26 protein-coding genes are annotated in these 26,626 nt (G+C 69.6%); 17 read left to right on the top strand and 9 right to left on the bottom strand.

Going from position 1 to position 26,626, the window contains the following annotated elements; genetic code table 11:
* The first annotated feature begins 51 nt into the window (after positions 1-51).
* Positions 52-645: a TetR/AcrR family transcriptional regulator gene (locus G7043_RS37625; protein ID WP_166053451.1), complete on the top strand. Its 594-nt coding sequence runs from the start codon at positions 52-54 to the stop codon at positions 643-645.
* On the opposite strand, the gene G7043_RS37620 is transcribed toward G7043_RS37625, so the two are convergent.
* The 7 genes from G7043_RS37620 to G7043_RS37590 all read right to left on the bottom strand — a co-directional run bounded on the left by G7043_RS37620 (position 646) and on the right by G7043_RS37590 (position 7,044).
* Positions 646-1,248 carry a response regulator transcription factor gene (locus G7043_RS37620; RefSeq protein ID WP_166053450.1) on the bottom strand — a complete coding sequence of 201 codons (603 nt, stop codon included), beginning with the start codon at positions 1,246-1,248 and terminating at the stop codon, positions 646-648.
* Positions 1,245-2,309 (bottom strand): sensor histidine kinase, encoded by a 1,065-nt coding sequence (locus G7043_RS37615; protein ID WP_166053449.1) that lies wholly within the window; start codon positions 2,307-2,309, stop codon positions 1,245-1,247. Before G7043_RS37615 ends, G7043_RS37620 begins: the two co-directional genes overlap by 4 nt.
* On the bottom strand, positions 2,306-3,037 hold the full coding sequence (locus G7043_RS37610) for an ABC transporter permease (protein ID WP_166053448.1): 732 nt from the start codon (positions 3,035-3,037) through the stop codon (positions 2,306-2,308). Before G7043_RS37610 ends, G7043_RS37615 begins: the two co-directional genes overlap by 4 nt.
* A complete protein-coding gene (locus tag G7043_RS37605) occupies positions 3,034-3,924 on the bottom strand; it encodes an ABC transporter ATP-binding protein (RefSeq protein ID WP_166053447.1) in 891 nt (296 codons plus the stop codon). The genes G7043_RS37610 and G7043_RS37605 overlap by 4 nt, the downstream gene beginning before the upstream one ends.
* A 70-nt stretch (positions 3,925-3,994) precedes the next feature.
* Positions 3,995-4,762 (bottom strand): amino acid ABC transporter ATP-binding protein, encoded by a 768-nt coding sequence (locus tag G7043_RS37600; RefSeq protein WP_166053446.1) that lies wholly within the window; start codon positions 4,760-4,762, stop codon positions 3,995-3,997.
* Entirely contained in the window at positions 4,759-6,228 is a 1,470-nt protein-coding gene (locus G7043_RS37595; protein ID WP_166053445.1) for an ABC transporter substrate-binding protein/permease, read from the bottom strand. The genes G7043_RS37600 and G7043_RS37595 overlap by 4 nt, the downstream gene beginning before the upstream one ends.
* A gap of 63 nt (positions 6,229-6,291) precedes the next feature.
* Positions 6,292-7,044 carry a class I SAM-dependent methyltransferase gene (locus G7043_RS37590; RefSeq protein WP_166053444.1) on the bottom strand — a complete coding sequence of 251 codons (753 nt, stop codon included), beginning with the start codon at positions 7,042-7,044 and terminating at the stop codon, positions 6,292-6,294.
* Between the two features lie 102 nt (positions 7,045-7,146).
* Between G7043_RS37590 and G7043_RS37585 the strand changes: the two genes are divergently transcribed.
* Both G7043_RS37585 and G7043_RS37580 read left to right on the top strand, forming a co-directional pair.
* Positions 7,147-7,725 carry an NADPH-dependent F420 reductase gene (locus tag G7043_RS37585; RefSeq protein WP_166053443.1) on the top strand — a complete coding sequence of 193 codons (579 nt, stop codon included), beginning with the start codon at positions 7,147-7,149 and terminating at the stop codon, positions 7,723-7,725.
* Positions 7,722-8,741 carry an LLM class flavin-dependent oxidoreductase gene (locus tag G7043_RS37580; RefSeq protein ID WP_166053442.1) on the top strand — a complete coding sequence of 340 codons (1,020 nt, stop codon included), beginning with the start codon at positions 7,722-7,724 and terminating at the stop codon, positions 8,739-8,741. The genes G7043_RS37585 and G7043_RS37580 overlap by 4 nt, the downstream gene beginning before the upstream one ends.
* Here the strand turns inward: G7043_RS37580 and G7043_RS37575 are convergent.
* Positions 8,738-8,875: a hypothetical protein gene (locus G7043_RS37575; protein WP_166053441.1), complete on the bottom strand. Its 138-nt coding sequence runs from the start codon at positions 8,873-8,875 to the stop codon at positions 8,738-8,740. The genes G7043_RS37580 and G7043_RS37575 overlap by 4 nt on opposite strands.
* A gap of 80 nt (positions 8,876-8,955) precedes the next feature.
* On the opposite strand from G7043_RS37575, the gene G7043_RS37570 reads away from it, so the two are divergent.
* The 5 genes from G7043_RS37570 to G7043_RS37550 all read left to right on the top strand — a co-directional run bounded on the left by G7043_RS37570 (position 8,956) and on the right by G7043_RS37550 (position 14,321).
* Positions 8,956-9,651, top strand: coding sequence for a response regulator transcription factor (locus tag G7043_RS37570; protein ID WP_166053440.1), 696 nt, complete (start codon positions 8,956-8,958; stop codon positions 9,649-9,651).
* Positions 9,641-11,338, top strand: coding sequence for a HAMP domain-containing sensor histidine kinase (locus G7043_RS37565; protein ID WP_166053439.1), 1,698 nt, complete (start codon positions 9,641-9,643; stop codon positions 11,336-11,338). Before G7043_RS37570 ends, G7043_RS37565 begins: the two co-directional genes overlap by 11 nt.
* Before the next feature lie 34 nt (positions 11,339-11,372).
* Positions 11,373-12,161, top strand: coding sequence for a glycoside hydrolase family 20 zincin-like fold domain-containing protein (locus G7043_RS37560; protein WP_313888264.1), 789 nt, complete (start codon positions 11,373-11,375; stop codon positions 12,159-12,161).
* A gap of 265 nt (positions 12,162-12,426) precedes the next feature.
* Positions 12,427-13,074: a response regulator transcription factor gene (locus G7043_RS37555; protein WP_166053565.1), complete on the top strand. Its 648-nt coding sequence runs from the start codon at positions 12,427-12,429 to the stop codon at positions 13,072-13,074.
* The gene (locus G7043_RS37550; protein WP_313888263.1) at positions 13,071-14,321 is read left to right on the top strand and encodes a sensor histidine kinase; all 1,251 of its coding nucleotides are present in this window, start codon (positions 13,071-13,073) and stop codon (positions 14,319-14,321) included. Before G7043_RS37555 ends, G7043_RS37550 begins: the two co-directional genes overlap by 4 nt.
* Here G7043_RS37550 and G7043_RS37545 read toward each other — a convergent pair whose 3' ends face one another.
* Positions 14,322-15,818: an aromatic amino acid ammonia-lyase gene (locus G7043_RS37545; RefSeq protein ID WP_313888262.1), complete on the bottom strand. Its 1,497-nt coding sequence runs from the start codon at positions 15,816-15,818 to the stop codon at positions 14,322-14,324. It abuts the gene before it with no gap.
* A 63-nt stretch (positions 15,819-15,881) separates the two neighbouring features.
* Here G7043_RS37545 and G7043_RS37540 point away from each other — a divergent pair, with 63 nt between their 5' ends.
* From G7043_RS37540 to G7043_RS37500, 9 genes are all read left to right on the top strand, one after another.
* Positions 15,882-17,426, top strand: coding sequence for an NAD(P)-binding domain-containing protein (locus G7043_RS37540; RefSeq protein WP_166053437.1), 1,545 nt, complete (start codon positions 15,882-15,884; stop codon positions 17,424-17,426).
* Positions 17,413-18,780: a class I adenylate-forming enzyme family protein gene (locus G7043_RS37535; RefSeq protein ID WP_207312239.1), complete on the top strand. Its 1,368-nt coding sequence runs from the start codon at positions 17,413-17,415 to the stop codon at positions 18,778-18,780. Before G7043_RS37540 ends, G7043_RS37535 begins: the two co-directional genes overlap by 14 nt.
* Positions 18,781-18,791: 11 nt before the next feature.
* Positions 18,792-20,336 (top strand): NAD(P)-binding domain-containing protein, encoded by a 1,545-nt coding sequence (locus G7043_RS37530; RefSeq protein ID WP_166053436.1) that lies wholly within the window; start codon positions 18,792-18,794, stop codon positions 20,334-20,336.
* A complete protein-coding gene (locus G7043_RS37525; RefSeq protein ID WP_166053435.1) occupies positions 20,333-21,325 on the top strand; it encodes an alpha-hydroxy acid oxidase in 993 nt (330 codons plus the stop codon). The genes G7043_RS37530 and G7043_RS37525 overlap by 4 nt, the downstream gene beginning before the upstream one ends.
* Positions 21,322-22,620 (top strand): cytochrome P450, encoded by a 1,299-nt coding sequence (locus G7043_RS37520; protein ID WP_313888261.1) that lies wholly within the window; start codon positions 21,322-21,324, stop codon positions 22,618-22,620. The genes G7043_RS37525 and G7043_RS37520 overlap by 4 nt, the downstream gene beginning before the upstream one ends.
* Before the next feature lie 16 nt (positions 22,621-22,636).
* Positions 22,637-23,911: a cation:proton antiporter gene (locus tag G7043_RS37515; protein ID WP_166053433.1), complete on the top strand. Its 1,275-nt coding sequence runs from the start codon at positions 22,637-22,639 to the stop codon at positions 23,909-23,911.
* 19 nt (positions 23,912-23,930) lie between these two features.
* Positions 23,931-25,367: a phenylacetate--CoA ligase family protein gene (locus G7043_RS37510; RefSeq protein WP_166053432.1), complete on the top strand. Its 1,437-nt coding sequence runs from the start codon at positions 23,931-23,933 to the stop codon at positions 25,365-25,367.
* Positions 25,368-25,461: 94 nt separating this feature from the next.
* Complete coding sequence (locus tag G7043_RS37505; RefSeq protein ID WP_166053431.1) at positions 25,462-25,920, top strand: peptidase inhibitor family I36 protein; 459 nt, start codon at positions 25,462-25,464, stop codon at positions 25,918-25,920.
* An 87-nt stretch (positions 25,921-26,007) separates the two neighbouring features.
* Positions 26,008-26,457 (top strand): peptidase inhibitor family I36 protein, encoded by a 450-nt coding sequence (locus G7043_RS37500; protein ID WP_207312238.1) that lies wholly within the window; start codon positions 26,008-26,010, stop codon positions 26,455-26,457.
* The last annotated feature ends 169 nt before the right edge of the window (positions 26,458-26,626 follow it).

Genomic DNA, 26,626 nt, shown 5'->3' with positions numbered 1-26,626 from the left:
GTCACCACCAGATCGTCAAGACCGAACGTTCTATCCGCTAAAGTCGGGGACATGGCGCGCACCGAATCGACCCGGCCGTCCGAAGCGCGGTCCCGGCTGCTCAACACCGCCCTCAAGGTCTTCTACGCCGAGGGCATCCACTCCGTGGGCATCGACCGCATCGTCGAGGAAGCGCAGGTCACGCGGGCCACCCTCTACCGCCACTTCCTGGGCAAGGAGGAGCTCGTCGTCGCCTACCTCACCGAGGTCGACACGGCCATGCGCGCCCAGGCCGCCGCGGCCCGCAGCGACTCCCCCGCCGACACCCTGCGGGCGCTCAGCCAGGCGATCGCCGCCGGGATCAGGTCGCCCGAGTTCCGGGGCTGTGCCTTCCTCAACGCCGCCGCCGAGTACCCCGACCCCGACCATGCGGTGCATCAGGCCGTGCTGGCCCACCGCCAGTGGTTCGAGGCCACCGTCACGGAGCAGTTCGCCCTGATCCGGAAAGACGACGCCGGGCCCGCCGCGAAGCACTTCGTGATGTTGCGCGACGGCGCGATGGCGGCGGGGTGCCTGTCCGACGCGGAGGCCGTCTGCGAGACGTTTCTCCGTGGCGTCGAAGGACTTCTGCGGGTGTTCACCGCCGAGGTCGAAGCATCCGGCTGATCACAGCCAGCCGCGCTCACGGGCGATGTTCGCCGCGTCCGACCGGTTGCGGGCGCCGAGCTTCGCCATCGCCGTCGACAGGTAGTTGCGGACGGTGCCTTCCGCGAGGTTCAGCCGGGCCGCGATGTCCGCGTTGCTCGCGCCGGTCGTGACCTCGTGCAGCAACTCGCGTTCCCGCGGTGTCAAAGGATCAACGCTGTCCCACGCGGCCATCGCGAGTTCCGGTGCCACCACGCGTTCGCCGGCGTGCACCCGACGCAGGGCGGACACCAGGTCCGCGATCGGCGCGTCCTTGAGCACGTAGCCCGCGACACCGGCGTCCATCGCGCGGCGCAGATACCCACTGCGGGCGAACGTCGTGATGATCAGGACGCGGGTGGGGTCGCCGGACCGGCTCAGTTCCTGGGCTACGTCGAGGCCCGATCGGCCGGGCATCTCGATGTCGGTCAGCAGCACGTCCGGACGGTGTTCGGCCACCACCGCGAGGGCTTCGTCGCCGTTGCCGGCGGTGGCGACGACCGTGACGTCCGGTTGCAGGTCGAGCAGCTGGGCGAACGCGCCGCGCACCATCGCCTGGTCCTCGGCCAGGACGACCCTGATCACGTCGCCACCCGCAGCGGCACGGCGATGGTGACGGTGGTGCCCGCCGAACCGGTGCGGCGGACCAGGCCGCCGAGTGCGGCGATGCGTTCGCGCATGCCGGTCAGGCCGTTGCCTTCCGGGGCGTGGTTGCCGATGCCGTCGTCGGCGATCACCAGGCACAGCTCGCCGTCGCGGGCCTCGATGCCGATGTGACACGTCTTGGCCCGCGCGTGCCGGGCCACGTTCGTGACGGCTTCGCGCAACGCCAGTGCCAGCTCGTGTTCGGTCGAACCGACGATCGTCAGGTCCGGGTCACGCCGCACGACCACCTCCACGCCGAGGCTCGTCAACGCCGCGCGCGCCGCCTCCAGTTCGGTCTCCAGGCTCGCGCTGCGCCAGCCGGTGACGGCGTCGCGGATCTCGCCCAGCGCCGCACGGGCCGCGCGTTCGATCTCCGCCGCTTCCTCCTGAGCCCGCGCCGGATCCGCGGCGACCAGCTGGGCGCGCAGGACGATCGCGGTCAGCGTGTGGCCGAGCAGGTCGTGCAGGTCGCGGGCGATGCGCTCGCGTTCGGCCAGGGTCGCGAGGTGCTCGACCCGTGCGGTGCGGATGCGCAGCTCGGCGGCTTCGCGGTCGCGTTCGGCCCACTCGACCTGCAGGATGCCGATCAGCCACAGGAAGATCAGCGACGGCAGCAAGCCCCACAACCGGTACGGCATCTCGACCGTCGACACCACGGCGAACACACCGATCAGCGCGGTCAGGCCGACGAACCACCTCATCGCCACGCGCCGCGACTCCGCCAGGCCGGCGAACGCGCCCGCGTAGACGAAGAGCACCGCGGCACCGGTGTTGAACGGCGTCGCCAGCGCGCCGAGCACGACGGTCGGCACCAGGCACCGCCAGCGGACGAGATCCGTGCGGTGCCACGCCAGCACGTACATCGGGACGAACGCCACGACCACGACGGCGACGAGCGTCCAGTCCGCCCAGTCCGCGGCCGGGTCGAACACCGGTGCCCACAACAGGTTCCCGAGGTACAGCAGGTGCATCCAGCGGGAGATCCCAGCGACTTTTTTCATGATCGGGCATGACGATACGACACCGCGGCCAGCCCAGCCGCCACTACGGCAAAGCCGAGCAGCGCGAACACGTGCGCCCACACCGGCCCACCGGTCAGCTGCGCGGTAGCCAGCCCCGCCAGGTGGTAGGTCGGCAGGAACCGCGCGATGTCGGCGAAGAACGCGGGCATCATCGACAGCGGCATCCACAGCCCGGACACGACGGCCGACGGGATCAGCACCGCGTTCAGCACGGCGGCCGCGGTACCCGAGCCGACCTGGAAGCCGATCGCCAGGCTCAGCAACGCGAACGGCAACGCGCCCACCACCAGCACCAGCAGCATCCGCAGCAGCGCGGGCACCGGCGCGTCCAACGAACCGGTGATCGCCGCGGTCGCCATCATCGCCAGCAACACCCCGGCCGCATAAGGCAGCGCTGCCACCACTTTGGCCGCGAGCGTCACGGAGATCGGCACCGCGGACACCCGCTTCGCCCGCAGCCACCCGCGTTCCCGGTCCGCCGCGACACCGATCCCGGGGTTCATCAACACCACCGAGATCACGCCGAACGCGCCGAACGTCGCGACCATCGCGGTGCCCGCCGACAGCCCTCCGTTGCTGAACTTCCCGAACAGGGACACGAAAAGCGCGAAGAACGCCACCGGCATCAAGATCGAGAAGAACAGCGCGGCCGGCTCGCGGACGACACCCCTCAGCTCGTCCGCGAGCTCCACCCGGAACACCTTCACGCCGCACCCCTCTCGATCAGACCCGCCACTGCCTCTTCCAGCCCGGCACCCTCGACCCGCAGATCGGTCAGGCCGGGGTCCTCCGCGAGCAACACCCGCAGCAACGCTTCCGGCGCGCGAGTGCCCAGGCGCACGTGCTCGCCGTCGTCGCGCACCGACACCACACCGGGAATGGCTTCGAGCCGGGTGCGCACCAACGACGTCCGCGCGATCACCGTGCGGTCGGGCAGCCGCGCCACCAGTTCGTCCGGCGTCCCCTCGGCGAGCACGCGACCGCGGTCGAGCACCACCACGCGGTCGGCGACGGCGGACGACTCCTCGATCAGGTGCGTGGTGAGCAGCACGCCGGTGCCGCGCGCCCGCCGCTCGGCGAGGATCTGCCAGAACCTCCTGCGGGCGGGCACGTCCAGGCCCGCGGTCGGTTCGTCCAGCACCAGCAACCGGGGTTCGGCGACCAGCGCCATGGCGAGCTGCAACCGTTGTTTCTGACCGCCGGACAGCTTCGCGGCGCGCCGCGAAGCCAGATCGGTCAGGTCGAGCTCGGCCATGACCGGCCCGGCGGCCGAGCGCGGCACGCCCGCCCGTACCGCGGCACCGGTGACCAGTTCGCTCACCTTCAGCGTGTTCGGGAACCCGAGCGACTGCTGCACGACACCGAGTTGCCGTCGGGTGGACGCGATCCGCGGATCACCGCCGCGGACGCGAACCCGGCCCTCCTTGGCGGCGAGCAGGCCGATCACCAGATTGACCAGCGTCGTCTTGCCGGCGCCGTTCGGCCCGAGCAACGCCACGCACTCCCCCGCGCCGACGTCGAGATCGACGCCGGCCACTGCCTGCGTGGCGCCGTAGTCGAAGCGCGCCCCACGTACTTCGAGCACCTTTTCCATGCAGATCAGCGTGCTCGGCGAGAGCGAAAGCCAGTAGTGAGGCAGCGTCACCTCATCGAGATGACAAATGTCAACCGTGGTCCAGCACGCGACGCAGGAACCGCTGGGTCCGTTCCTCCCGCGGCTCCCCGATCACCTGGCCCGGCGTGCCTCGCTCCACGATCACGCCGCCGTCGAGGAACAGCATCTGGTCCGCCACGCTCTCGGCGAACCGGATCTCGTGCGTGACGATGACGGTCGTCCACCCCTCCGACGCCAGGTCCTTGATCACCGACAGCACCTCTCCCACCAGCTCGGGGTCCAGGGCGGACGTCGGCTCGTCGAACAGCACGACGCGTGGCTTCAACGCCAGCGCACGAGCGATGCCGACGCGCTGCTGTTGCCCACCGGACAGCTGGTACGGGTACGAGGAAGCCTTGTCCGCCAAGCCGACCTGGTCCAGCAGCACCCGAGCCTCGGCAACGACCTCCTCGATGGGCCGCCCCTGGGCCACGACCGGCCCCTCGGTCAGGTTCTCGAGGACCGTGCGGTGCGGGAACAGGTTGTGCGACTGGAACACCATGCCGCTCTGCGCGCGCAACCGTTGCGCGGCCGCACGTCCCGCCTTGCCGGCGGGCAACGCGGAGAAGTCCACCGACACGTCGTCGATGCGGACCACGCCGCGATCCGGCGTGTCGAGGACGTTCAGCGAACGCAGCACAGTGGTCTTGCCGGAGCCGGACGGCCCGAGAAGGACGGTCGAGGTGCCACGCGGGACGGTGAAGTCGATGCCGCGCAACACGTCCAGCGAGCCGAACGACTTGTGCAGGCCGGAGACCTCGATGCGGATGTCGGTCATGCGATCACGTACCTGTTCAGCCTGGTCTCCAGTCGTTTCTGCCCGGCGGACAACGCCACGCAGATCAGCCAGTAGTAGAGCCCCGCGAAGGAGTAGAGCGCGAGGAACTCGTTGCTCTCGGCGGCGGCCAGCTGCGACTCGCGGAAGAGTTCGGTCAGCAGCACCACGGAACCGAGCGAGGTGTCCTTGAGCAACGACAGCAACGTGTTGGACAGCGGTGGCACGGCCGTGCGGGCAGCTTGCGGCAACACGATGCGACGCAACGTCTGCGAGTAGTTCAGGCCGATGGTCGACGCCGCTTCGAACTGGCCGCGCGGCACGGACAGGATCGCCGAACGGACCACCTCGGCCGCATACCCCGCGACGTTCAACGAGAACGCGACCACCGCGGCGGTGAAGGGCGGGAACTTCAGCCCTATCTGCGGCAGTCCGTAGAAGACGATGAACAGCTGCAACAGCAACGGCGTGCCGCGGATGATCGAGATGAACGCCCGCGCGGCGCCGGACAACACCCGGTAGGGCGAAATCCGGGCCAGCGCGACGAGCAGCGCCAGCACCAGGCCGATCGCGAACGACAACGCCGTCAGCGGGATGGTGACCTTGACCAGGCCGACGAACATCGGCCACGCGGTGGAGCGCAGGACGTCCCACGTGCTGCGCGGGCCACGGCCCTCGGACAGGTCGGCGGTGCCACCGTCCTCAACGGACACATCGGCCTTGAAGTACTTCTGGGAGATGCCGCGCAACGTGCCGTCGGCCTTCAACGCGTCGATCGCCTGGTTCGCCTGCGTCAGCAGCGCGGCGTCCGTCTTGCGCAGCGCGAGCACCTGTTCGCTGCCCGCCTGGCCCGCGTCACCGGCGATCTCCACGTCCTTCGAGCCGGTGGTCGCGAGGTAGTCGAGGACGGCGATGTTGTCGTTGACGATCGCGTCGACCCGGCCCTGCTGCAACAGAGCCGCGGCCTGGGCGAACCCCTCGACGGCCTCCACGCGGGCGCCGGCGTCGCGGGCGATCTTGGCCCAGTTGCTGGTGCTGGACTGCGCGGTGGTCTTGCCGCTCAGGTCCGCGATGGACTTGATCCGGTCGTCACCGGTGCGGCGGACGATCACGCCGCGCGAGTAGGTGTAGGTGTTCGACAGGCCGTACTTGGCCGTGCGTTCGGGGTTGCGCGACACCTGGTTGGCGATCAGGTCGATCCGGCCGGCGTCGAGCGCGGGGAAGACCGCGTCCCACTGCGTCTCGACGAACTCCAGCCGCCACCCGGCCTTCGCGGCGATCGCCTTGACCACCTCGATGTCGTAGCCGGTCAGTTCCTGCGTCTGGGGATCGTGGAACGAGAACGGCGGGTAGGTGCCCTCCGTGCCGATCTTGACCACCGGAGGTTGCTGTTGTCGCGCGTTCGCGGGTGCCGGGAGGACGATCAACAGCAGCAGGAGCAGCACCGCGCCCCTGAACACTTGTCGCATCGAGGCAGCGTAGAGGGAACGGGGCGGGTGCCGCTGAGGTGAACCCGTACCTGGAGCGGTTGCTCAGCGCGACCCTCTGACGGCCCACGCCCTGGCGGTCAGCTCGATCGGGCCTCCCGTGTCCAGCCGGGACGCCAGCAGGTCGCGGATCGCGGCCTGCTGGTCCGCGGGCAGCGTGGCGAAGTACGCGGGTGCGGCTCCCGCTCCGCCGAGGAACGGTTCCCAGAAGTCGGCGAAGTCGCGGAACACCGTGGGCACCACGATGCCGGTCACCTCGACGTCCTTCAGCCCGGCGCCGGTCCACAGGTCGCGCAACGGGTCCTGCCCGCTCACGTGCGCGAAACACAGGCCTTCGTCGTGCTCGGCCGCAGCGGGGTCGACGTCCCGTGCGGCGTCCCAGAAGTAGCGCATCATCTGCATGCCGGTCGAGTAGTCCCACACGTACGACCCGACGAACGAGCCCACGCGCGCGAACTCCGAGACGGCGCGCGGCACGTCGGGCACGAAGGTGAGCACGAGCCCGCTCACCACGACGTCGGCTTCGAGGTCGCCCAGGTCCACGGCGGTGCCGACGTCGAAGGTGGCGCCGTGGACGTGCTGCCTGGCCAGTTCGAGGAAGCCCGGCGACGGGTCGATCCCGGTGATCGCGGCCGGGTGCGCGTGCGCCAGCACGGTCTCGGTCAGCGCGCCGGTGCCGCAGCCGACGTCGAGCCACGTCCGGCCCGGTGGCACGGCCAGCCACCGCAGGAACTCCACCGCGACCGGCCTGCTCCACCGGCCCACGTACCGCTCATACGCGTCACCGAGATCCCACATGCCCGCGACGCTAACGCAGCCCGCACGCGGCCACCGCCGGAATAAACGGGGGCTGGTCCGGTTATCCTTGATGACACGTCAACCAACCAGGTCGGATGCGCTGTGCAGATCGCTGTTCTCGGGGCGGGCCACGTCGGTCCCGTCATCGCCCGCCTCGCCCTCGCGGCGGGCTACCCGGTGGCCATCGCGGGCTCCGGTGATCCCGCGCGGATCGAGATGATCACCGAGTTCCTGGCGCCGGGTGCGGTGCCGCGATCGGCAGCCGACGCGGTCCAGGACGCCGATCTCGTGGTGCTGGCGATCCCCTGGCACCGGTTCGGGACGCTCGAACCGGCGATGTTCGCGGGCAAGGTCGTCATCGACGCGATGAACCACTGGCCGCCCGCCGACGCGCCGTCGGGCACGAGCGAAGAGGTGGCTCGCCGGCTGGCCGGCGCGCACGTCGTCAAAACCCTCAACCACATCGCCTACCAGGACATGGAACCGCCGGGCGGCCGGGCGATCGGCCTGGCCGGCGACGAGGCCGTCGAGGTGGTCGCGGAGTTCCTGGCCCGCATCGGGTTCGACCCGGTGCCGGTGGGTCCGCTGACGTCAGGACGCCTGCTGGAACCCGGCACCCCGCTGTTCGGCGTCGTGGCCGGGAGGCCGGAATTCGAGAAGTTCGCAAGGGAGCTGTCATGAACACGTTCGGACTCGACACGTTCGGCGACGTCACCCACGACGCCGAGGGCAGGCCGCTGACGCACGCCCAGACCATCCGCAACCTGGTCGACCAGGGCGTGCTCGCCGACCAGGTCGGCCTCGACTTCTTCGGCATCGGCGAGCACCACACCCCGGACATGCCGCTGTCCGCCGCCGACGTCGTGCTGGCCGCGATCGCCGCCCGCACTTCACGCATCCACCTGGGCTCGGCGGTCACCGTGCTGAGTTCCGACGACCCGGTGCGGGTGTTCCAGCGGTTCTCGACGCTGAACGCCGTGTCGGAGGGCCGCGCCGAGATCATCCTGGGTCGCGGGTCCAGTGTGGACTCGTTCCCGCTGTTCGGCTACGACCTTGCGGACTACGAGGACCTGTTCGAGGAGAAGACGCAGCTGTTCGCCGAACTGGTGAAGGGCGGCCCGGTCACGTGGCAGGGCAAGACCCGCTCGTCGCTGCACGAACAGGAGGTCGTGCCGTTCACCGAGCCGTTCCCGACCTGGATCGGCGTCGGCGGCAGCCCGCAGTCCGTGGTGCGGGCGGCGTCGCACGGGTTCTCCCTGATGCTCGCGATCATCGGCGGGCATCCGGGCCGGTTCGCGCCGTTCTCCGAGCTGTACCTGCACGCGCTGGAGAAGTTCGGGCGCTCACCGTTGCCGATCGGGATCCACTCCCCCGGCCACGTCGCCGCCACCGACGAGCAGGCGCGGGAGGAGTTCTGGCCGCACTACCTGGACGTGATCACGCGGCTCGGCAGGACGCGCGGGTTCGCTACGCCGACCCCGGAGTCCTACGCGCACGAGGTGGGACCACACGGCGCGTTGTTCGTCGGGTCGCCGGAGACCGTGGCCGAGAAGATGGCGCGGACGATGAAGACGTTGCGTGCCAGCAGGTTCGACCTGAAGTACGGGATCGGCGGGCTGTCGCACGAGTCGCTGATGCGGACCATCGAGCTGTACGGGACGCAGGTCGTGCCGCGGGTGCACGACCTGCTCGCTTAGTTGATGAGGGGAGCTTTCCCAAACCTCAGGTTTGGGAAAGCTCCCCTCATCAACGTCACTGCGCGCACGACCAGCACGACGGCGGTGACGGCCACGACGACGAGCAGCGTGGCCGCGATGACTGTCTTGCGCATGCGGTGGATCTTCGAAGGCACTTGTGAGGATCCTGTGACGAACCGGTGATCACCCGGAGAGCGTCCGTATCCTCGGCGCGGTGAGCGCTCTCATCCTGGTCGCGGAGGACGACGAGAACCAGGCCGAACTCGTCCGACGCTACCTGGAACAGGACCACCACCGGGTGCTCGTGGTCCACGACGGACGGGACGCGCTCGACGTCGTCCGCATCCACCAGCCCGAACTCGTGGTGCTGGACCTGATGCTGCCCGGTCTGGGCGGGCTGGACGTCTGCCGGGCGTTGCGCGCGGACTCCGATGTGCTGGTGCTGATGCTCACCGCCCGATCCACTGAGGACGACCTGTTGCAGGGGCTCGGCATCGGCGCGGACGACTACATGACCAAGCCGTTCAGCCCGCGCGAACTGGTGGCGCGGGTGCGGACGTTGCTGCGGCGACGCCCGGCGGCGCGGCCCGCGCCGTTGCTGAAGGTCGGGCCGATCGTGGTCGACCCGGTGCGGCACGAGGTCACGGTGCGCGGCGAACCGGTGGAGTGCACGCCCGGCGAGTTCGGGCTGCTGGGGGTGCTCGCGTCCGAGATGGACCGCGTGTTCAGCCGCGAGCAGCTGCTGGAACGCATGCACGGCATCGACAGCTTCTTCACCACCCGCACGATCGACACGCACGTCAAGAACCTGCGCCGCAAGATCGAGACGAACGCCCGCGCGCCCGAACACCTCGTCACCGTCTACGGCATCGGCTACAAGCTCACCGCGGGACGCCGTGATGCGCCGTAGCGTCTTCACCCGGCTGCTCGTGGTCGTGGTGCTGATCGCGCTCTGCTCGATCGCCGCGACCGCGTGGCTCGCCACCCAGCTGACCAAGGCGTCCATCGCCCGCGAGCAGGGCCGGGAGCTGGCCTCCGACAACAAGATCTACGCCACGCTGCTGTCCTACGCCGCCGCCCACCGCGACTGGTCCGAAGTGGACGGCTGGCTGGACTCGCTGGTGACCGAGCACCCGCACCGCCGCATCGCGCTGGTCACCAAGGACGGCCGGACGATCGTCGACCGGGGCGGCGACGGCGGCCAGCTGCCCGCGACGGCCGCCGCGGTCGTGGATCCGCTGGCGGTCGACCCGGTGCTGGTGCCGGACGCGCCCGCCGACCGGATCGACAAGCGGGTGCTGGGGCCGTTCCGCACGCCGATCGACTTCCGCGAGCGCGAGGAGCACACCGGAACGCTCATCTGCCTGCGGATGGTCAAGCGCAAGGAGGCGAACGTCGACTGCCGGGACTCGGAGCTGCAGTTCGACACCGCCGCCGACCTCTACGCGCTGCTCGACCTGGAGGACCTGGTCAACGCCTGCCTGGCGCGCAAGTCGCTGCCGCCGGTGGAGCTCGATCCCCACTACACACCCGCGGTGAAGCAGTCCACTGGGCTGGCGATCCCGGACGAGCCCGCCGTCGCCGGATGTGTCGCGTCCTCACGCAGGGAGCAGCTCACGCAGCACGTGGCACCGCCGGTCCTGCTCTACCTGACGAACCCCACCGGCGCGCCGACCGCCGCGATCTCGTTGTCGGGCAACGGCTGGCGGGTCGTGGGTGCCGCGGCCGCGGTGCTGCTGGCCGCGGTCGGTGTGGCGGCGTTCGCGGGGGCCCGGATCACCCGGCCGTTGCGGGCGTTGACGGCCGCGGCGCAGCACATGTCCGGTGGCCCGGCCGACATCCCGCCGGTGCCGGTGCGCGGCCAGGACGAGATCGCGGGCCTGACCAGGGCGTTCAACACGATGGCGGCGAACAGGGCACAGCTGGAGCAGGCGCGCAAGGCGATGGTCAGCGACGTCGCGCACGAGCTGCGCACGCCGTTGAGCAACATCCGGGGCTGGTTGGAGGCGGCCGAGGACGGGGTGAGCGACCTCGACCCGGCGCTGGTCACGTTGCTGCTCAAGGAAGCCCTCGTGCTGCAGCACGTCGTCGACGATCTGCAGGACCTCGCCGTGGCCGACGCGGGCTCGTTGCGGCTGACCGTCGAGCCGGTGCCGGTCCTGGCCGCGTTCGAGCAGGTCCGGGCGGCGCACGAGGCACGGGCGGCGCAGGCCGGGATCACGCTGTCGGTGTCCGCCGCACCGTCGCTCGTCGTTCGCGCGGACGCGTTGCGGCTGCGGCAGATCCTCGACAACCTCGTCGCGAACGCCCTGCGGTACGTGCCTTCCGGCGGCTCGGTCGAGGTCAGCGCGGTTCAGGACGACGGTGTGGTGATCTCGGTGGCGGACACCGGCGCGGGGATCTCCGAGGAGGACCTGCCGCACGTGTTCGACCGGTTCTGGCGCGCGGACAAGTCGCGGACGCGCAGCACGGGCGGCAGCGGACTGGGCCTCGCGATCGTGCGCAAGCTGGTCGAGGCGCACGGCGGATCCATCGGTGTGACCAGCACAACAGGCCGCGGCACCACGTTCACCCTCCGGTTGCCGGAACTCCCCTGATACTGCCAGCGTTAATCCGCTGGAGAGGAAACCGGTGATTGTTCCCATGCCCACGAGCGCGCCCCGTCGCACGGGCTCGTTCGTCCTGACCGAGGACGTCGCCGTCCGGGTGACCGGACAGGCCCGTACCGCGGCCGCCCTGCTGCGCGAGCACATCTTCGCGCAGACCGGCTACCTGCTCGCGGAGTCGCCCGACGGCATGCTGATGGTGTCGCACGACCCGGCCATGCGCGGACTCGGCCCCGAGGGCTACGCGCTGCTGGTCAGCAACGACGCGGTCATGCTGCGCGCCGGTACTCAGGCAGGGCTGCGGCACGGCGTGCAGTCGTTCCGGCAGCTGATGACCCGTGACGGCACAGTGCGCGCGGCGGACGTGCGGGACTCGCCCGCGTTCGCGTGGCGCGGGGTGTCGAGCGCCCTGCTGCCGCCGGCCGAGATGCGCAGGGCCATCGACCAGATGGCCGCCTACAAGCTCAACGTGCTGCACGTGTTCCCAGACGGCGACCCGGACGCGCTGCGCGAGCTGGTCGAGTACGGCCGCGATCACGGCATCACCGTCGTGCCCGAGCTCAGCCCGGCGACGATCGAGCTGCTGGAGCTGTTCCCGAGCCGCTGGGTGCACATCGGCAACGCCAAGCTGACCACGAAGTTCAGCGAGCTGCTGCACCGCCACGGCCGTCTGCCGGTCCGCTGGCACGACGGGAGCACGGCCGTTCTGGGCCCGCACGGCCGGCTCACCGAGGGCGACGACGGACTGCGCGCCATCGCGACCGCGGGCTGGGTGGGCGGTCTGGGCACCACTTCGGCCGTGGCACCGGCGTAGTTCTTCACACCCCACGTTTTTTCGCAGGTCAAGCCGGGCCCGACGTTCACATGTTTATCGTTGAATTTCCGGTCCGGTTCGACCTCTGCGGTTGACAGGCTTGTCAGCGTTTCCGCCGAATGCCGCAACGAACCGCAGAAATCGCACTACTACCGACCATTTGATCACATTTGTGAACCTCTCCACAGCCTGTCCATTACCTGTTGCACCACCTCGGTGACCTGGCCCGACGCCCGGCAACCGTGGGATTCTCCATGCTGTGCGCCTGCTGCTCGTGGAGGACGACAGAGAGCTGGTGGAGTTGCTCTCCACCACGTTCCAGCGTGACGGACATGCCGTCGACATCGCACTGGACGGGCAACGCGGGCTGCATCTCGCGCTGACCAGAACCTATGACGTGGTCGTGATCGATCGCGGATTGCCCGTGCTGGACGGCCTGGATCTCCTTTCCCGGTTGCGTTCCCGGTCCGTGTGGACGCAGGCGTTGGTTTTGACGGCGATGGGCAGCGTTCGCGATCGAATCGACGGTCTCGACGCCGGTGCGGACGACTACCTGATGAAACCGTTCGACCTGGGCGAGCTGCGCGCACGTCTGAGAGCGCTCCACCGGAGGGCCGCGGAACTGGCCGCCGTGCTGCGGATCGGCGCGGGTCGGCTCGAACTGGAACAGCACGAGGTCGTGCTGCCCGACGGCGAACGGGTGCCGCTGACCGCCAGGGAGTTCGCCCTGCTGCGTGTGCTCGCCACCCACCCCGACATGGTGCACACGCGGGCAGCGCTGCGGCGGACGGTGTTCCACGACGCCCCATCGCCGTCCATTGTGGACACCTATGTGCACTACCTGCGGTCGAAGGTGGGACGTTCGGTGGTGCGGACGGTCCAGGGAGTGGGCTACCGGTTGGGGGCCCTGTGAGTTCGAGGTCTGCGAGGTCGTGGGCGGACGCCGAGCGGGCGGAGGTGCGGCGGGCGCGGCTGCGGGTCAGCGTGCTGGTGGGCCTGGCGATCACCGTGATGATCGCCTTCGTCGGCGCGATCGCGTACGTGGTCATGGTGCAGGCACAGGAAACACAGGTGGCGCGCGACCTCCGGTACAACACGCGGTTCGGCGTGCCGGACGTCGCGCCTCGCTGCGCGTGGGTGTTCGTGCTCAAGGACGGCGTGCTCGACGAGGGCGTGCTGGCCGTGCCCGGCGGGTTCCCGTTGCGCGGCGACCTCGACGCGGTCCAGTCGTCGGGGGTCGCGGTCTCGCGAGACGTGTCCGCCAACGGCACGGAGTACATGGTCCTCACGACCGCGGGCGCGAACTCGACGGTGCAGGCCGTGTTCGACATGCGGTACCTGCTCGCCGATCGCCACCACCTGCTGCTGGCGCTGGGGATCGCCCAGGCGGCGGGCCTGCTGCTGGCGGCGTTGATCGGGCTCGGGGTGAGCCGCCGGACGGTCGGGCCGCTGGCGGAGGCGCTGGCCAGGCAACGGCAGTTCGTCACGGACGCGAGCCACGAGCTGCGCACTCCCCTGGCGCGGGCGTACCTGCGGGCCCAGCTGCTGTCCGAGGACCTGCCGGAGGACCAGCGGGACGGCCTCGACGCGTTGGCGAGGTCGATCCGCGGGCTGTCGGACGTGGTGGACGACCTGTTGCTGTCGGCGCGGCTGAACCGGGAGCTCGACGGGCCGCCGGTGAACCTCGTCGCGGTGGCCGAGGCCGCGGTGGCGGGTGAGAGCGAACGGGCCGCCGAACGCCGGATCGTGCTGTCCGTGGAGTTTCCGAGTGGCCCGCTGGTCGTGTCCGGTGTGGAAACCGCGTTGCGGCGGGCGGTGGACGAACTGCTGGCCAACGCGGTCCGGCACACGCCGGAAGGCGGACGGATCTCGGTGCGGGTGGCGCAGCGCGACGGGCAGGTGGAGCTGACGGTCGCGGACACCGGAGAAGGGTTCGAGTCGGTCGAGGCCGAGCGGCTCTTCGACCGGTTCCACCACGGACGGGGCGAGAAGCGGTTCGGACTGGGGCTGGCCCTGGTCCGGGAGATCGTGGCCGGGCACGGCGGCACGGTGCGGGCGTCCGGGCATCCGGGCAGGGGCGCCCGGTTCACGCTGAGACTGCCGCCGGCGGTGGAGTCGTCCTCTCGGCTGCGCGAAAGGATCACCTCCGCCTGCCCGTGATCACCACTGCCTCCCCGTCACCACGTCGGCGGCCACCCGCACGTCCACGTCCAGCGGCCGGTCCGGGTCCACCGGCTCGATCGCGTCGGTGAGGGCGTCCAGCAACGCCGCACAGCGCGGCGCGGTCGGCCTCCTCCCGCCCACGTGGACGGCCTGCCGCAACCCCAGCGCGAGCGACCCGCACAGCAGCCGCAGCAGCTCAGCCAGGTCGTAGGAGCGCAACGCGGCCTGGGTCCCGAACGGCACGACGTCCTGGTTGTGCAGGTTGGTCGGCAGGCTTTGGGTGCTCGCGGGTAGCACGTTCCGCCGGATCTCGGCGACGAACGCCGTCGTGGCCAGCTGCACGCCCTGCAACCCGTGCTGCTGACCGGGTCCCGCGGCGAGCATCGGTGGCAGGCCGGTGTTGCGGGCCGGGTCGACCAGCAGGTCCAGCTGGCGTTCGGCCAGGTTGCCCAGCGACGCCGTCACCATCGCCAGCACGTCGGCGGCGAACGCGGCGGGCTGGCCGAAGAAGTTGCCGCCGTGGGCCACCAGGTCATCTCCGGGGAAGAACAACGGGTTGTCGCTGACCCCGCCGAGGTCGGCGAGCACCACGCCGTCCACGTAGCGCAACGCGTCCTCGGCCGCGCCGAGCAGTTGTGGTGAGCACCGGATGCTGTACGGCTCCTGCAAAGGCCGCTCGCCGCTCGGCCGCGTGCCTTCGAGCAGTCCACGCATGTCCGCCGAGACCGCGAAAGCACCGGGATGACCGAACGCGGAGATCAGTAGCGGATCGAGGAAGCCGGGATCGGCGCCGAGAACGTCCACCAGCAGGCAGGTCAGGTCGGCAACGGCACGATGCGACGCACGAATCGACGACAGCGCAAGGGCTGTAGCAGCCGTGGTGACGGACGTGCCGTTGACCAACGCCAGGGCGTCACGGCCGTCGAGCTCCAACGGCGAGAGGCCCGCCGACGCCAGAGCTTCGGCAGCGGGCAGCCGGACGCCGTCGAGGTAGGCGTGCCCCCGACCGCGCAACGCTTGGGCCGCATAGGCGAGCGGGATCAGGTCACCGCTGGCGCCGACGGAGCCGTAGCGCGGGATCGCCGGCACGAAGGTGGTCGCGAACATCGCCGCGAGACCCTCCACGACGTGCGCGGAGACGCCGGACAAGCCCTGGGCCAACGACCACGTGCGCACCAGCAGTGCGGCGCGGGCGATGTCCAGCGGCAGGTCGGGGCCCTGCCCGGCGCCCAGGTGTGCCAGCGTGTTGTCGCACTGGTCGGCTTCGGTGGCACGGCCCGCGAAACCGACCAACGCACCGAAGCCGGTCTTCGCGCCGTACACCGGACGTTCGTCGTCAGCGAGCACGGTGCGCAGATACGCACGGCCTCGTGCGACCCGATCGGCCACCGAGGCTCCCACCACCACGTCGAGCGGTGCGGAAGCACGCAGCAGATGCGCAACGGAGAGCGGCGAACCCAGGTCCACGGACGTGGCTGAAGCAGTCGTGGTCACCGCACGGACGGTAGGCAGCCGATCTCAGAAAGTTCTGAGATCGCGTGGGTAGCTTCCCGGTCCATGGCGTACGACTACCTGATCATCGGCGCGGGACCGGCCGGTTTGCAGCTCGCCGCACTGCTGGCGCGGGACGGTCGCGACTACGCCGTCCTCGAGCGCGGCAGCGGGGCCGGCACGTTCTTCACCCGCTACCCGCGCCACCGCAAGCTCATCTCCATCAACAAGGTCCACACCGGGTCCAAGGATCCGGAACGGCGCATGCGGATGGACTGGAACTCGCTGCTGCTGGACGACCCCGAGCTGCTGTTCACCCGTTACAGCCCCCAGTACTTCCCGGACGCGGACGACATCGTCCGGTACTTCCGGGACTGCGCGGCCGGTCTCCACGTCGAGTACGACATCGATGTCACTTCCATCGACCGCGACGACACCGGGTTCGTCGCCACCGACCACAGTGGACGGACGTGGCAGGCGAGGAACCTCGTGATGGCCACTGGGGTGTCACAGCTCTACGTACCGGAGATCCCCGGCATCGAGCACGTCGAACGCTACGACACCTTCGACACCGACCCGCGAGAGTTCACCGACCAACGGGTACTGGTGATCGGCAAGGGCAACTCGGGTTTCGAAACCGCCGACGCGCTCGTCGAACACGCCGCCGTCATCCACGTGGCCGGGCCGCACTCGGTGAAGCTGGCCTGGCAGACCCACTACGTCGGGCACCTGCGCGCGGTCAACAACAACTTCCTCGACACCTACCAGCTCAAGTCCGAGAACGCGGTCATCGACGGCACGATCGAACGCATCGAGCAACGGCCCGAGGGCGGGTTCCGCATCCAGTTCCGGTACGCCCGCACGGTCGAGAAGCTGCGCGAACTGGAGTACGACCGGATCATCGCGTGCACCGGGTTCCGGTTCGACGCCTCGGTCTTCGCGCGGAACTGCCGGCCCGACCTCGTCATCAACGACCGGTTCCCGCGGCTCACCTCGGCGTTCGAGTCGACGAACATCCCCGGCCTGTACTTCGCGGGCACGATCACGCAGTCCCGTGACTTCAAGAAGTCCACCAGCGGGTTCATCCACGGCTTCCGCTACGGCGCTCGCGCACTGCACCGCGTCCTGAGCGCCCGCAACCACGAAACCCCGTGGCCGGGCGCGGAACTGGAGCTCTCCCCCGAGGCGATCGGTGACGCGCTCATCGCCAGGGTGAACACCTCTTCGGCCCTGTGGCAGCAGTTCGCGGTGATGGGAGACGTCGTCACGGTCGACGCGGACACCGCGCGGTACGAGGAGGAAGTGCCGGTGGCGTACGTGGCGGACGGTGGCCTCGGGCCCGCCGAGCACCGGTTCGTGGCGACGCTGGAGTACGGGCCGGACCACGACACCGTGGACCCGTTCGACATCATGATCCCGCGCGTCGCCGAGAACGACGCGGTGAACGCGGCCGACGCCAGCTACCTGCACCCGGTGGTCCGCTACTACCGCCACGGCGTGCTCGCCGCGACCCACCACCTCGCGGAGAACCTCGAGAACCAGTGGGACTTCCCAGAGGTGCACCAGCAGCCGCTGGGCGTGTTCGTGAAGGAATGTCTTGCCGGCGCGTGACGCCGAGCCGTTCCCGCGCGCGGTGCTCGACGTGCTCGGCGCCGCGGCGGACCGGCCGGTGTTCGAGCACGGCACCCGCGTGGTGACCGGTGACGAGCTGCTCGACCTGATCGCCAGGATCGCGAACGGGTTGCGCGCCAACGGTCTCGGCCCCGGTGACGGGGTCGCGTTGCTCCAGGGCGTGCACCCGGAGGCGTTCGCCACGATCCTGGCGGCGCACGTCGTGGGCGCACGGGTGGTGGGCGTGCGCCCCGGCCTGACCGAGGCCCAGGTCGAGCACCTGCTCGGGCTCGACATCAAGCTCGTGGTCCGCGATGCCGACGATCTGGTCAGGGCCGCCCCAGAACCGTTGCACTGCAGCGGAAACCCCGACGACATCGCCCGGCTGATCCACACCAGCGGCAGCACCGGCGCGCCCAAGGCGTGCGCGCAGACCTACGCCTCGATGACCAACGCGTGGACGGCCCGTCCCAGCGCCTGGCCTCCGGCGATCCGCGACCTGGCCACGCGCCTCGACCGGTACCTCGTGTTCGGCTCGCTGTCGAGCCAGGTGATGTTCGAGTACGCGATCCTGACGTTGACCGCGGGCGGCACGATCGTCGTCGCCGACAACCCGGCCGACGCGATCACCCGGCACAGGGCCACGGCGCGGGTGATCACCGTGCCCGGCCTGGCGAAACTCGTTGCCGCACAACGCCACTCCCCCGCCGACCTGTCGACGTTGCGCGCGCTGCTGGTCTCCGGTTCACCGCTGACCGCCGAACGCCACCGCGAAGCCCTCGACGTGCTGGGACCGGTGCTGTTCCACGGTTACGGGCAGACCGAGACCGGGATGATCTCGATGGCGACGCCGTCCGATCCACCCGGCACGGTCGGGAAACCGCCCGTGGACGTGGAGATCCGCGCCGGCGAGCTGTTCGTCCGCACCCCCGGCCAGGCCAGTGCGTACTGGGCGAACCCCGAGGAGTCGGCCGAGGTCTTCGTGGACGGCTGGGTCCGCACCCGCGACCTCGGCCACGTCGACGCCGACGGCCACCTGCACCTGACCGGGCGCGCCAGGGACGTCGTGATCGTCAACGCGAACCTGCACTACCTCGGCCCGATCGAGCACGTCATCGCCGAGCACCCGGACGTCGCCGAGGCCTACGCCGTCGCGGTACCGGACGACGACACCGGCGAGGCCGTGCACGCGTTCGTCGTGCCGAAGGGTGATCGCGTTCCTGAACTCGCCGAACTCCAACGGCTCGTGACCGGACGACTGGGTGCGGCCTGCGCCCCCGTTCGCGTCACCGCGATCTCCGAACCTCCCGTCGCGCCCAGCGGCAAACCCGACAAGCGTCAGCTCACCGCGTGAAGGAGAACGTCGTGTCCAGCGAGGTTTCGACCGAGTGTCTCGTGATCGGCGCCGGTCCGGCGGGGTTGCAGGCGTCCTACCTGCTCAAGCGGGACGGCCGGGACCATCTGATGCTGGAGGCCGGACCGGCGGCGGGGACGTTCTTCACCCGCTTCCCCCGGCACCGTCAGTTGATCTCCATCAACAAGATCTACACCGGCTGGGACGACCCCGAGCTGAACCTCCGGGTCGACTGGAACTCGTTGCTGTCAGAGGATCCCGAGCTGTTGTTCACCGGCTACACGCCGCGTTACTTCCCGCATGCCGACGACATGGTCCGCTACCTCGGCGACTTCGCGGTCAAGAACGACCTCCCGATCCGCTACGACACGCAGGTCGTGTCGGTCAGCAGGCCGGACGACTTCGTGGTGCGCGACCAGCACGGCGCCGCCTACCGGGCGAAGCGGGTCATCGTGGCGACCGGTGTGTCGAAGCCGTACGTGCCGGAGATCGAGGGGGCCGAGCACGCCGAGCTGTACTACGACGTGCCGGTGGACCCGGCGGGGTTCACCAACCAGAAGGTGCTGATCATCGGGCGCGGCAACTCGGCGTTCGAGACCGCCGACGCCCTCGTCGAAACGGCGTCGGTCATCCACGTCGCCGGGCCCGGCTCGTTGAAACTGGCCTGGCAGACGCACTTCGTCGGCCACCTGCGGGCGGTGAACAACAACTTCCTCGACACCTACCAGCTCAAGTCGCAGAACGCGGTGCTGGACGGGCACATCGAGGGCATCCGGCGCGACGGCGACGACTACCTGGTGCGGGTCAGCTTCCAGCGGGTCAACGAGGTGATCAAGGAGATCCGGTACGACCGGGTGATCCTCGCGACGGGGTTCCGGTTCGACGCCTCGATCTTCGCGCCGGAGTGCCGGCCGCGGCTCACGATCAACTCGCGGTTCCCGGACCAGACCGCGGCGTGGGAGTCGGTGAACGTGCCGGACCTGTTCTTCGCGGGCACGATCACGCAGGCGCGGGACTTCAAGAAGTCGACCAGCGGGTTCATCCACGGCTTCCGCTACGGCGTCCGCGCGTTGCACCGGATCGCGGAACACCGGTACCACGGCGTGGACTGGCCGAGCCGTCAAGTAGCCCCCGGTGACGTCACCGAGGCGATCATCGAGCGGGTCAACCGGACTTCCGCGCTGTGGCAGCTGTTCGCGTTCATGGCGGACGCCGTGCTGATAGGGCCCGACGGCACCGTGCGGTACGTCGAGGAAGTACCGGTCGCGCACCTGCACGAAGCCGTGGCGCGGGGCGACTTCGGCGACGTCGAGACGTACCTGGCGGTGACGCTGGAGTACGGCGCGGACCACGACAAGGTCAACCCGTTCGACATCACCGCTGGCCGGAACTCGCAGCAGGACACCAGCGGGCTCGACGGCCGCTACCTGCACCCGGTGGTCCGGCGGTTCCGCGCCGGTGAGCTGGTCGACGAGCACCACCTCACCGAGAACCTCGAGAACGAGTGGGACGGCGAGAAGGTGCACAAGGCACCGCTCAGGGCGTACCTCCGGTGAACCCCGTGCTCGCGGAACTGCACGACAAGGCACGCGCGGTGCTCGACCCCGTCCACTACGACTTCTTCGCGGGCGGGGTCGGGGACGAGGTCGTGCTCGCCGAGAACGAGGCCGCGTTCCGGCGCCTGGCCCTGCTGCCGAGGGTGTTGCGGGGCAAGCAGAACAGCGCCGAGTTCCCGGTGCTGATCTCCCCGACCGCGTTCCACCGGCTCGCTCACCCCGACGGCGAACTGGCGACCGCGCGGGCGGCCGGCGGGACGGTCCTGGTGTCCGGCATGGCGTCGACCGTGCCGATCGCCGACGTCGTCGCGGCCGCGACCGGGCCGGTGTGGTTCCAGCTGTACCTCCAACCGGATCCGCGTGTCACCGAAGCCCTGGTGCGGCGGGCGGAACGGGCCGGCTGCGCGGCGTTGGTCATCACCGTCGACTCGCCGGTGTTCGGCCGGCACCGCCGGGACATCGCGCACGGTTTCCACGACCTGCCCGCGGGGCTCGCGGCGGAGAACATGCGCGACCTGGCCGGTGTCACCGGTCTGCGGAAGATCGAGATGGCGGCGTGCTCGTGGCAGGACGTCGATCGGTTGCGCGAGCTGACGTCACTTCCGGTGTGGTTGAAGGGAGTGCTGCACCGACAGGACGCGGTGCTGGCGGTCGAGCACGGGGTGGCGGGGATCTTCGTGTCCAACCACGGCGGTCGTCAGCTCGACGTCGTACCGGCGGCTCTGGACGCGTTGCCCGCGGTGGTCCACGCCGTGGGCGGGCGGATACCGGTCGTGCTCGACGGCGGTGTCCGAAGTGGAGCCGACATCGCGTTGGCGGTGGCGTTGGGAGCCTCGGCGGCCGGCATCGGCAGGCCGGTGCTGTGGGGGCTCGCGGCGGACGGCGAGGCAGGGGTGCGGCGGGTGCTCGACGTGCTGCGCGACGAGTTCCAGCACGTCCTCGCGCTGTGCGGCGGGGAGCTCGGCCCGGACATGGTCGTGGTCCGGTGAACTGGTTGCCCGCACGGGTGGTCGCGTTGCGCGCCAAGGTGTTCGAGAAGCTCAACGGGGACAACGCGATCACGTTCCCGAACGACCAGGTCGGCCCGGACCGCTTCCAGGAGCTCTACGGCCATCCCGCGGCGAACGGCCGCAGCAGGGGCGCCGGGCTGTCGGACCTGTTCTGGTACTGGCTCTCCCCCGGTCCCGAAGTGCACCAGGAGCACCTGGAGGCCGGGCCGCGCTACGACGACGTGGCCCGCGCGACCCGCTCTTTCCTCGCCGGGCCGGCGGAATCGCTGTCGGCCACGGCCGGGGACTGCACCTCTCGGGTGCTCGACGAGGTGCTGACCGGCCGGGTCACCCGCGTGCGGTTGCGCGACCTGATGATGCCGATCTGGGCCGAGTACTTCTACGAGCTGGTGTTCGGCGAACCGTGCCCGCGGGCGGCCCGCGACCTGATCGTCGGGCACGCCACCGACGTCGTGAACTCGTTGAAGTGCACCGGTTTGCGCCACCCGGCCCGTCGCGCCCGCCTCACCCGCTACCTCGAACAACGGCTCGCGGACGTCCGGCATCCCTTGCCCGAGACGTTGTCGAGGACCGAGCAGGTGCACTACCTGCAGGGCACGTACTTCAACACCGCCGTCGTGCAGACGTCCGAGGCGATGGCGCACCTGCTGCTCGCGTTGGCCCAGCACCCCGAGGTGGCGGCACGACTCGCACAGAACCCGGACGACGACAGGTACTTCGCCCACGTGCTCGACGAGACCTTCCGCCTCTACCCGTTGTTCGGCATCGCGCACCGCATCACCACCGCCGACATCTCTCTCGACGAGCAGACGACGTTCCCGGCGGGTTCGGTGCTGTGCTTCAACTATCCCGTCTACCACGCGACCGGCTACGCGAACCCGGACGAGTTCGATCCCGGCCGCTGGGAACGCTCCACAGCTCGCCACGCGCACCACATCCCGTTCGGCATCGCCGCCAACCGCCCCTGCCCGGCGTGGCGGTTCTCCCCCATCGCGATGCGCGCGGCCACCAGGGTGGTGTTGCGCCGCGTCACGCTGCACTCGTCGGTCACGCACACCCGATCGCTGCCGAGCCGCGGCCCGTGCCTGCTCGTCCGGGACGGACCGGTGCCGAGCCTCACCCCGATGCGCGTGCGGGACCGCTGGGAGGACGTCTGGCGCAGCGTCGTCCAGCTCGTGCTCGGCACCGCGATGGTGCTGCACGCCCGCCGGCTTCGGTTGGCGGGCCGCTACTTCGACACGCACGGCCCGCAGGGTTGCCCGGTCCGGCACTAGTCCCCAGGAGATCACCGTGAACCAGATCCACTTCGCGTTGCAGGTCTTCGCCGCACTCGCGGTCGTGCTCGTCGCGACCACGGTGTGCGGACGCCTCGCCATGCTGGTCAGGCAACCCAGGGTGGTCGGCGAGATGGTCGCCGGCGTCCTGCTGGGACCGGCCCTGTTCGGTGCGGTGGCGCCGGGCGTGCAGGCCCAGCTCTTCCCCGCCGACGTCAAGAGCACCCTGTACGTGCTGAGCACCATCGGGCTGACGTTCTACATGTTCCTCGTCGGGTCCTCTTTGGACCACAAGCTGACCACGGGAGCCAACGCCCGCAAGGCCGGTGTGCTCGCCGTGTCGGGCATCGTGCCGACGTTCCTGCTCGGCGCGGGCACTGCGGTGATCTTCTTCGACTCGCTCAGCCCCGAGGGGTCGAGCCTGTGGGTGTTCATGCTGTTCGTCGGCGGTGCCCTGTCGATCACCGCGTTTCCGATGCTGGCGCGGATCTTGCAGGAACGCGGCATCGCGAACACCCCGATCGGTGGTCTCACCCTGGTCGCCGCGGCGATCGACGACGCGGTGGCGTGGGCGTTCCTGGCCCTGATCATCGCCGTCGGCGCCTCGGGCAACGCCGGTGGCGCGCTGCGCACGATCATCGGCGCGGCGATCTTCGCGGTGCTGATGCTCACGGTCGGCCGCAAGTGGCTCGGCAAGCTCGGTGAGCGCGCGGAACGCGACGGCAAGCTCAGCCGCGACATGATGGCGATCGTCCTGCTCGTCGTACTGGTGGCCGGCTGGTTCACCGACTTCATCGGCGTGTTCTCGGTGTTCGGCGGCTTCATCACCGGCCTCGCGATGCCCAAGACACCGGTCGTGCGCCACGAGCTCGAAACCAAGCTCACCGACCTCAACTCGATCCTGTTGCTGCCGGTGTTCTTCGCCTTCAGCGGCCTCAACACGCAGGTCTCCGGGTTCGGCGCGGGCGGCGCGCTGTGGTTCCCGCTCGCCGTGATCATGCTGGCCGCGTTCGCCGGCAAGTACCTCGGCTGCGGCCTGGTCGTCCGCGCCCAGGGTTACACGTGGCGCTACGCGTCCGCGGTCGGCGGCCTGATGAACGCGCGCGGCCTGATGATCCTGATCTTCATCAACATCGGCCTGGCGTACGGGCTGGTGACACCGGAGATGTTCGCGATCCTCGTCCTGGTCGCGATCGTCACGACCGCCGCGGCCATGCCGATCTACCGCGCGTCCCTGCCCGACCACCTGGAGGCCCAGGCGGACGTCAAGGCGCCCGCACCAGTGCGGTGAACGCCGATAGGCTCGGATCATGGACACCAGCCGGCAGACCAGGGTGCGCCAGGCATTCGACGACTTCTTCGCGCCGTCCGAGCCGAAGTCCGAGAGCTGGGTGCTCGACCTGTTCCAGCACACGGCGCAGACCGTGCCCGCGTACCGGAAGCTGTTGCGCGAGAACGACGTCGATCCGGCGACGATCACGACGTTCGAGGACTTCCAGCGGCTGCCGCTGCTGGACAAAGCCAGTTACCACGAGCGTTATCCGTTGCCGGAGCTGTGCCGTGACGGCGACCTCTCGGGCTGCGACATGATCGCGGTGTCGTCCGGGTCGAGCGGCCGGCCGACGATCTGGCCGCGCGGCATCGAGGACGAGCTGCACGTGGCGCGGAGGTTCGAGCAGGTGCTGGTGGACGGCTTCCACGCGGACGAGCGCAGGACGCTCGCCGTGGTGTGCTTTCCGCTCGGCACCTGGGTCGGCGGGCTGTTCACGCAGGCGTGCACCAGGCATCTCGCGGCCAAGGGCTGCCCGATCACGGTCGTGGCGCCGGGCAACAACAAGGCGGAGATCCTGCGCGTGCTGCCCGAACTGGCGCCGCACTTCGAGCAGGTCGTGCTGCTCGGCTATCCGCCGTTCGTCAAGGACGTCATCGACACGCCCGGCGTCGACTGGCCCGCGTACGACATCAAGCTGGTGCTGGCCGGCGAGGTGTTCAGCGAACAGTGGCGTGACCTGGTGTCGCAACGGGCGGGTGTCGCCGATCCCGTCAGCGACATCGCTTCTCTGTACGGCACCGCGGATTCCGGTGTGCTGGGCAACGAGACCGCGGTGTCGGTGAGCATTCGCCGGTTCTTCGCGCTCCGGCCCGAGCTGGCGCGGGAGGTGTTCGGTGACGCACGGCTGCCGACGCTCGTGCAGTACGACCCGGCCAGCCGGTTCTTCGAGGTGCACGACGGCACGCTCGTGTTCACCGCGGACGGCGGGATTCCGTTGATCCGCTATCGGATCGCCGACGAGGGCGGCATCTTCGGGTACGACGAACTTGTGGCGTTCTGCGCGGAACACGGTTTCACCCCGCCGCCCGGACCGGAGCTGCCGTTCGTCTTCCTCTTCGGACGATCGCTGTTCACCGTGTCGTTCTTCGGCGCGAACGTCTATCCGGAGAACGTGACGGTCGGCCTGGAACAGCCGGGCGTCAGCGACACCGTGACCGGCAAGTTCGTGATCGAGTCGGTCGAGGACGCCGACCGCGACCGCACGCTGCGGATCACCGTCGAGACCGCGCCCGGCCAGGCCGCGGACGCGACGCGGATCGCACAGGAGATCAGGGACCAGCTGCTGAGGCTCAACAGCGAGTTCGCGCACTACGTGCCCGTCGAACGGCAGCTGCCCGAGGTCGTGCTGCGGCCTCAGGGCGACCCGGAGTACTTCCCGATCGGCGTGAAACACCGGTACACCCGACGGCCCTGAAATGAGCTTTTGCACCACGGAGCAATAGCTTTTCCGGACTTCCTCCTTCTGCCTATGGTGATCCCGGCTGAATTAATGGGAGAGGGAGGAATCCTTGAGTTTCGTTCGGCGTATTTTCCTGGCATTGGTTCCCGCCGCGTTGCTCATCGTCGCCGGGATCATGGCGCCAAGCGCACAGGCGGAGGCTCCGGCCGCGCCTGCCGCCGTGAGCGCGGCCTTCGACGTCCAGACGGGGCAGGCGCTGGCTCAGTGGGAGTGCAGCATCGGCCACGTCTGCTTCTGGAACGACTTCCAGGGCAAGGGCGGCCGCTGCATGTGGGAGAACAAGGACGACGACTGGAACAGCAACCCCGTGAGGTGCTCGTGGGCGGCGGACAAGGAGGTCAAGTCCGTCTACAACCGGGGCACCTCCTCGCAGTTCAAGGGCGTCGCCTTCTACGGCAACACCGGTTTCCACGACCGGATCGGTTGCACCAAGCAGGGCCAGAAGGGTGACCTGACCGGCACCTACAAGGTGAAGTCGCACCAGTGGATCACGACCCGCTGCGGCTGATCCCGCTTCGATGCGGAAACCGGGCGTACGGGAATGGCCGCACGCCCGGTTTCCGCATTCGATTCATGGGGGCAAGGAGGAAATTCCTTGAGTTTTGTTCGGCGAGTCTCGTCGACGTTGATGCCGCTCGCGCTGCTCGTGGTCGTCGGGGTTGCGGCCCCGAGCGCGCAGGCGCAGGCCCCGGCCGGGCAGACCGCCGGTGCCGCGTACGACACCGAGACCGGCCAGGCTCTCTCCGCCTGGGACTGCAACACCGGCACCGTCTGCTTCTGGACCGGCTTCGGCGGAACCGGCGGGCGTTGCACGTGGGAGGTGGCCGACGCGGACTGGATGTCCGGCGCCATCAAGTGCCCGTCGGTGACGGCCGCGGAGGTCCGGTCCGTCTACAACCGGGGCACCTCCTCCGCCCAGGGCGTCGCCTTCTACGGCGACACCGGGTTCACCAATCGGATCGGCTGCACCAGGCAGGGACAAAAAGGCGACCTGACCGGCATCCGGGTGCGCTCGCACCAGTGGACCAGCAGCCTCTGCGACTGATCGGGCAGTAATTCACCGGGCGTGCGGCAATTGGCCGCACGCCCGGTTTTCGTTGCGGAATTCGGCGGAGTGACACGCCGGGTAACGTGTTCCACGGTGACCTGGGCCTGGGGAGGTTGCTGTGTTGCGCATCCATTTTTCCGCTGGTGATCTGGAGCGTACGCAGATA

Origin of the sequence: Lentzea alba (genome assembly GCF_011067745.1) — a bacterium.
GTDB classification, from domain to species: Bacteria; Actinomycetota; Actinomycetes; order Mycobacteriales; family Pseudonocardiaceae; genus Lentzea; species Lentzea alba.
This window is presented reverse-complemented; position numbering and strand designations above follow the sequence as displayed.

Bases quoted from the DNA above. Each gene is read 5' to 3' on its own strand.
- G7043_RS37540 (WP_166053437.1), top strand. From the start codon at position 15,882: ATGGCGTACGACTACCTGATCATCGGCGCGGGACCGGCCGGTTTGCAG.
- G7043_RS37605 (WP_166053447.1), bottom strand. From the start codon at position 3,924: ATGGAAAAGGTGCTCGAAGTACGTGGGGCGCGCTTCGACTACGGCGCC.
- G7043_RS37575 (WP_166053441.1), bottom strand. From the start codon at position 8,875: ATGCGCAAGACAGTCATCGCGGCCACGCTGCTCGTCGTCGTGGCCGTC.
- G7043_RS37625 (WP_166053451.1), top strand. From the start codon at position 52: ATGGCGCGCACCGAATCGACCCGGCCGTCCGAAGCGCGGTCCCGGCTG.
- G7043_RS37510 (WP_166053432.1), top strand. From the start codon at position 23,931: ATGGACACCAGCCGGCAGACCAGGGTGCGCCAGGCATTCGACGACTTC.
- G7043_RS37565 (WP_166053439.1), top strand. From the start codon at position 9,641: ATGCGCCGTAGCGTCTTCACCCGGCTGCTCGTGGTCGTGGTGCTGATC.
- G7043_RS37595 (WP_166053445.1), bottom strand. From the start codon at position 6,228: ATGCGACAAGTGTTCAGGGGCGCGGTGCTGCTCCTGCTGCTGTTGATC.
- G7043_RS37590 (WP_166053444.1), bottom strand. From the start codon at position 7,044: ATGTGGGATCTCGGTGACGCGTATGAGCGGTACGTGGGCCGGTGGAGC.
- G7043_RS37615 (WP_166053449.1), bottom strand. From the start codon at position 2,309: ATGAAAAAAGTCGCTGGGATCTCCCGCTGGATGCACCTGCTGTACCTC.
- G7043_RS37580 (WP_166053442.1), top strand. From the start codon at position 7,722: ATGAACACGTTCGGACTCGACACGTTCGGCGACGTCACCCACGACGCC.
- G7043_RS37600 (WP_166053446.1), bottom strand. From the start codon at position 4,762: ATGACCGACATCCGCATCGAGGTCTCCGGCCTGCACAAGTCGTTCGGC.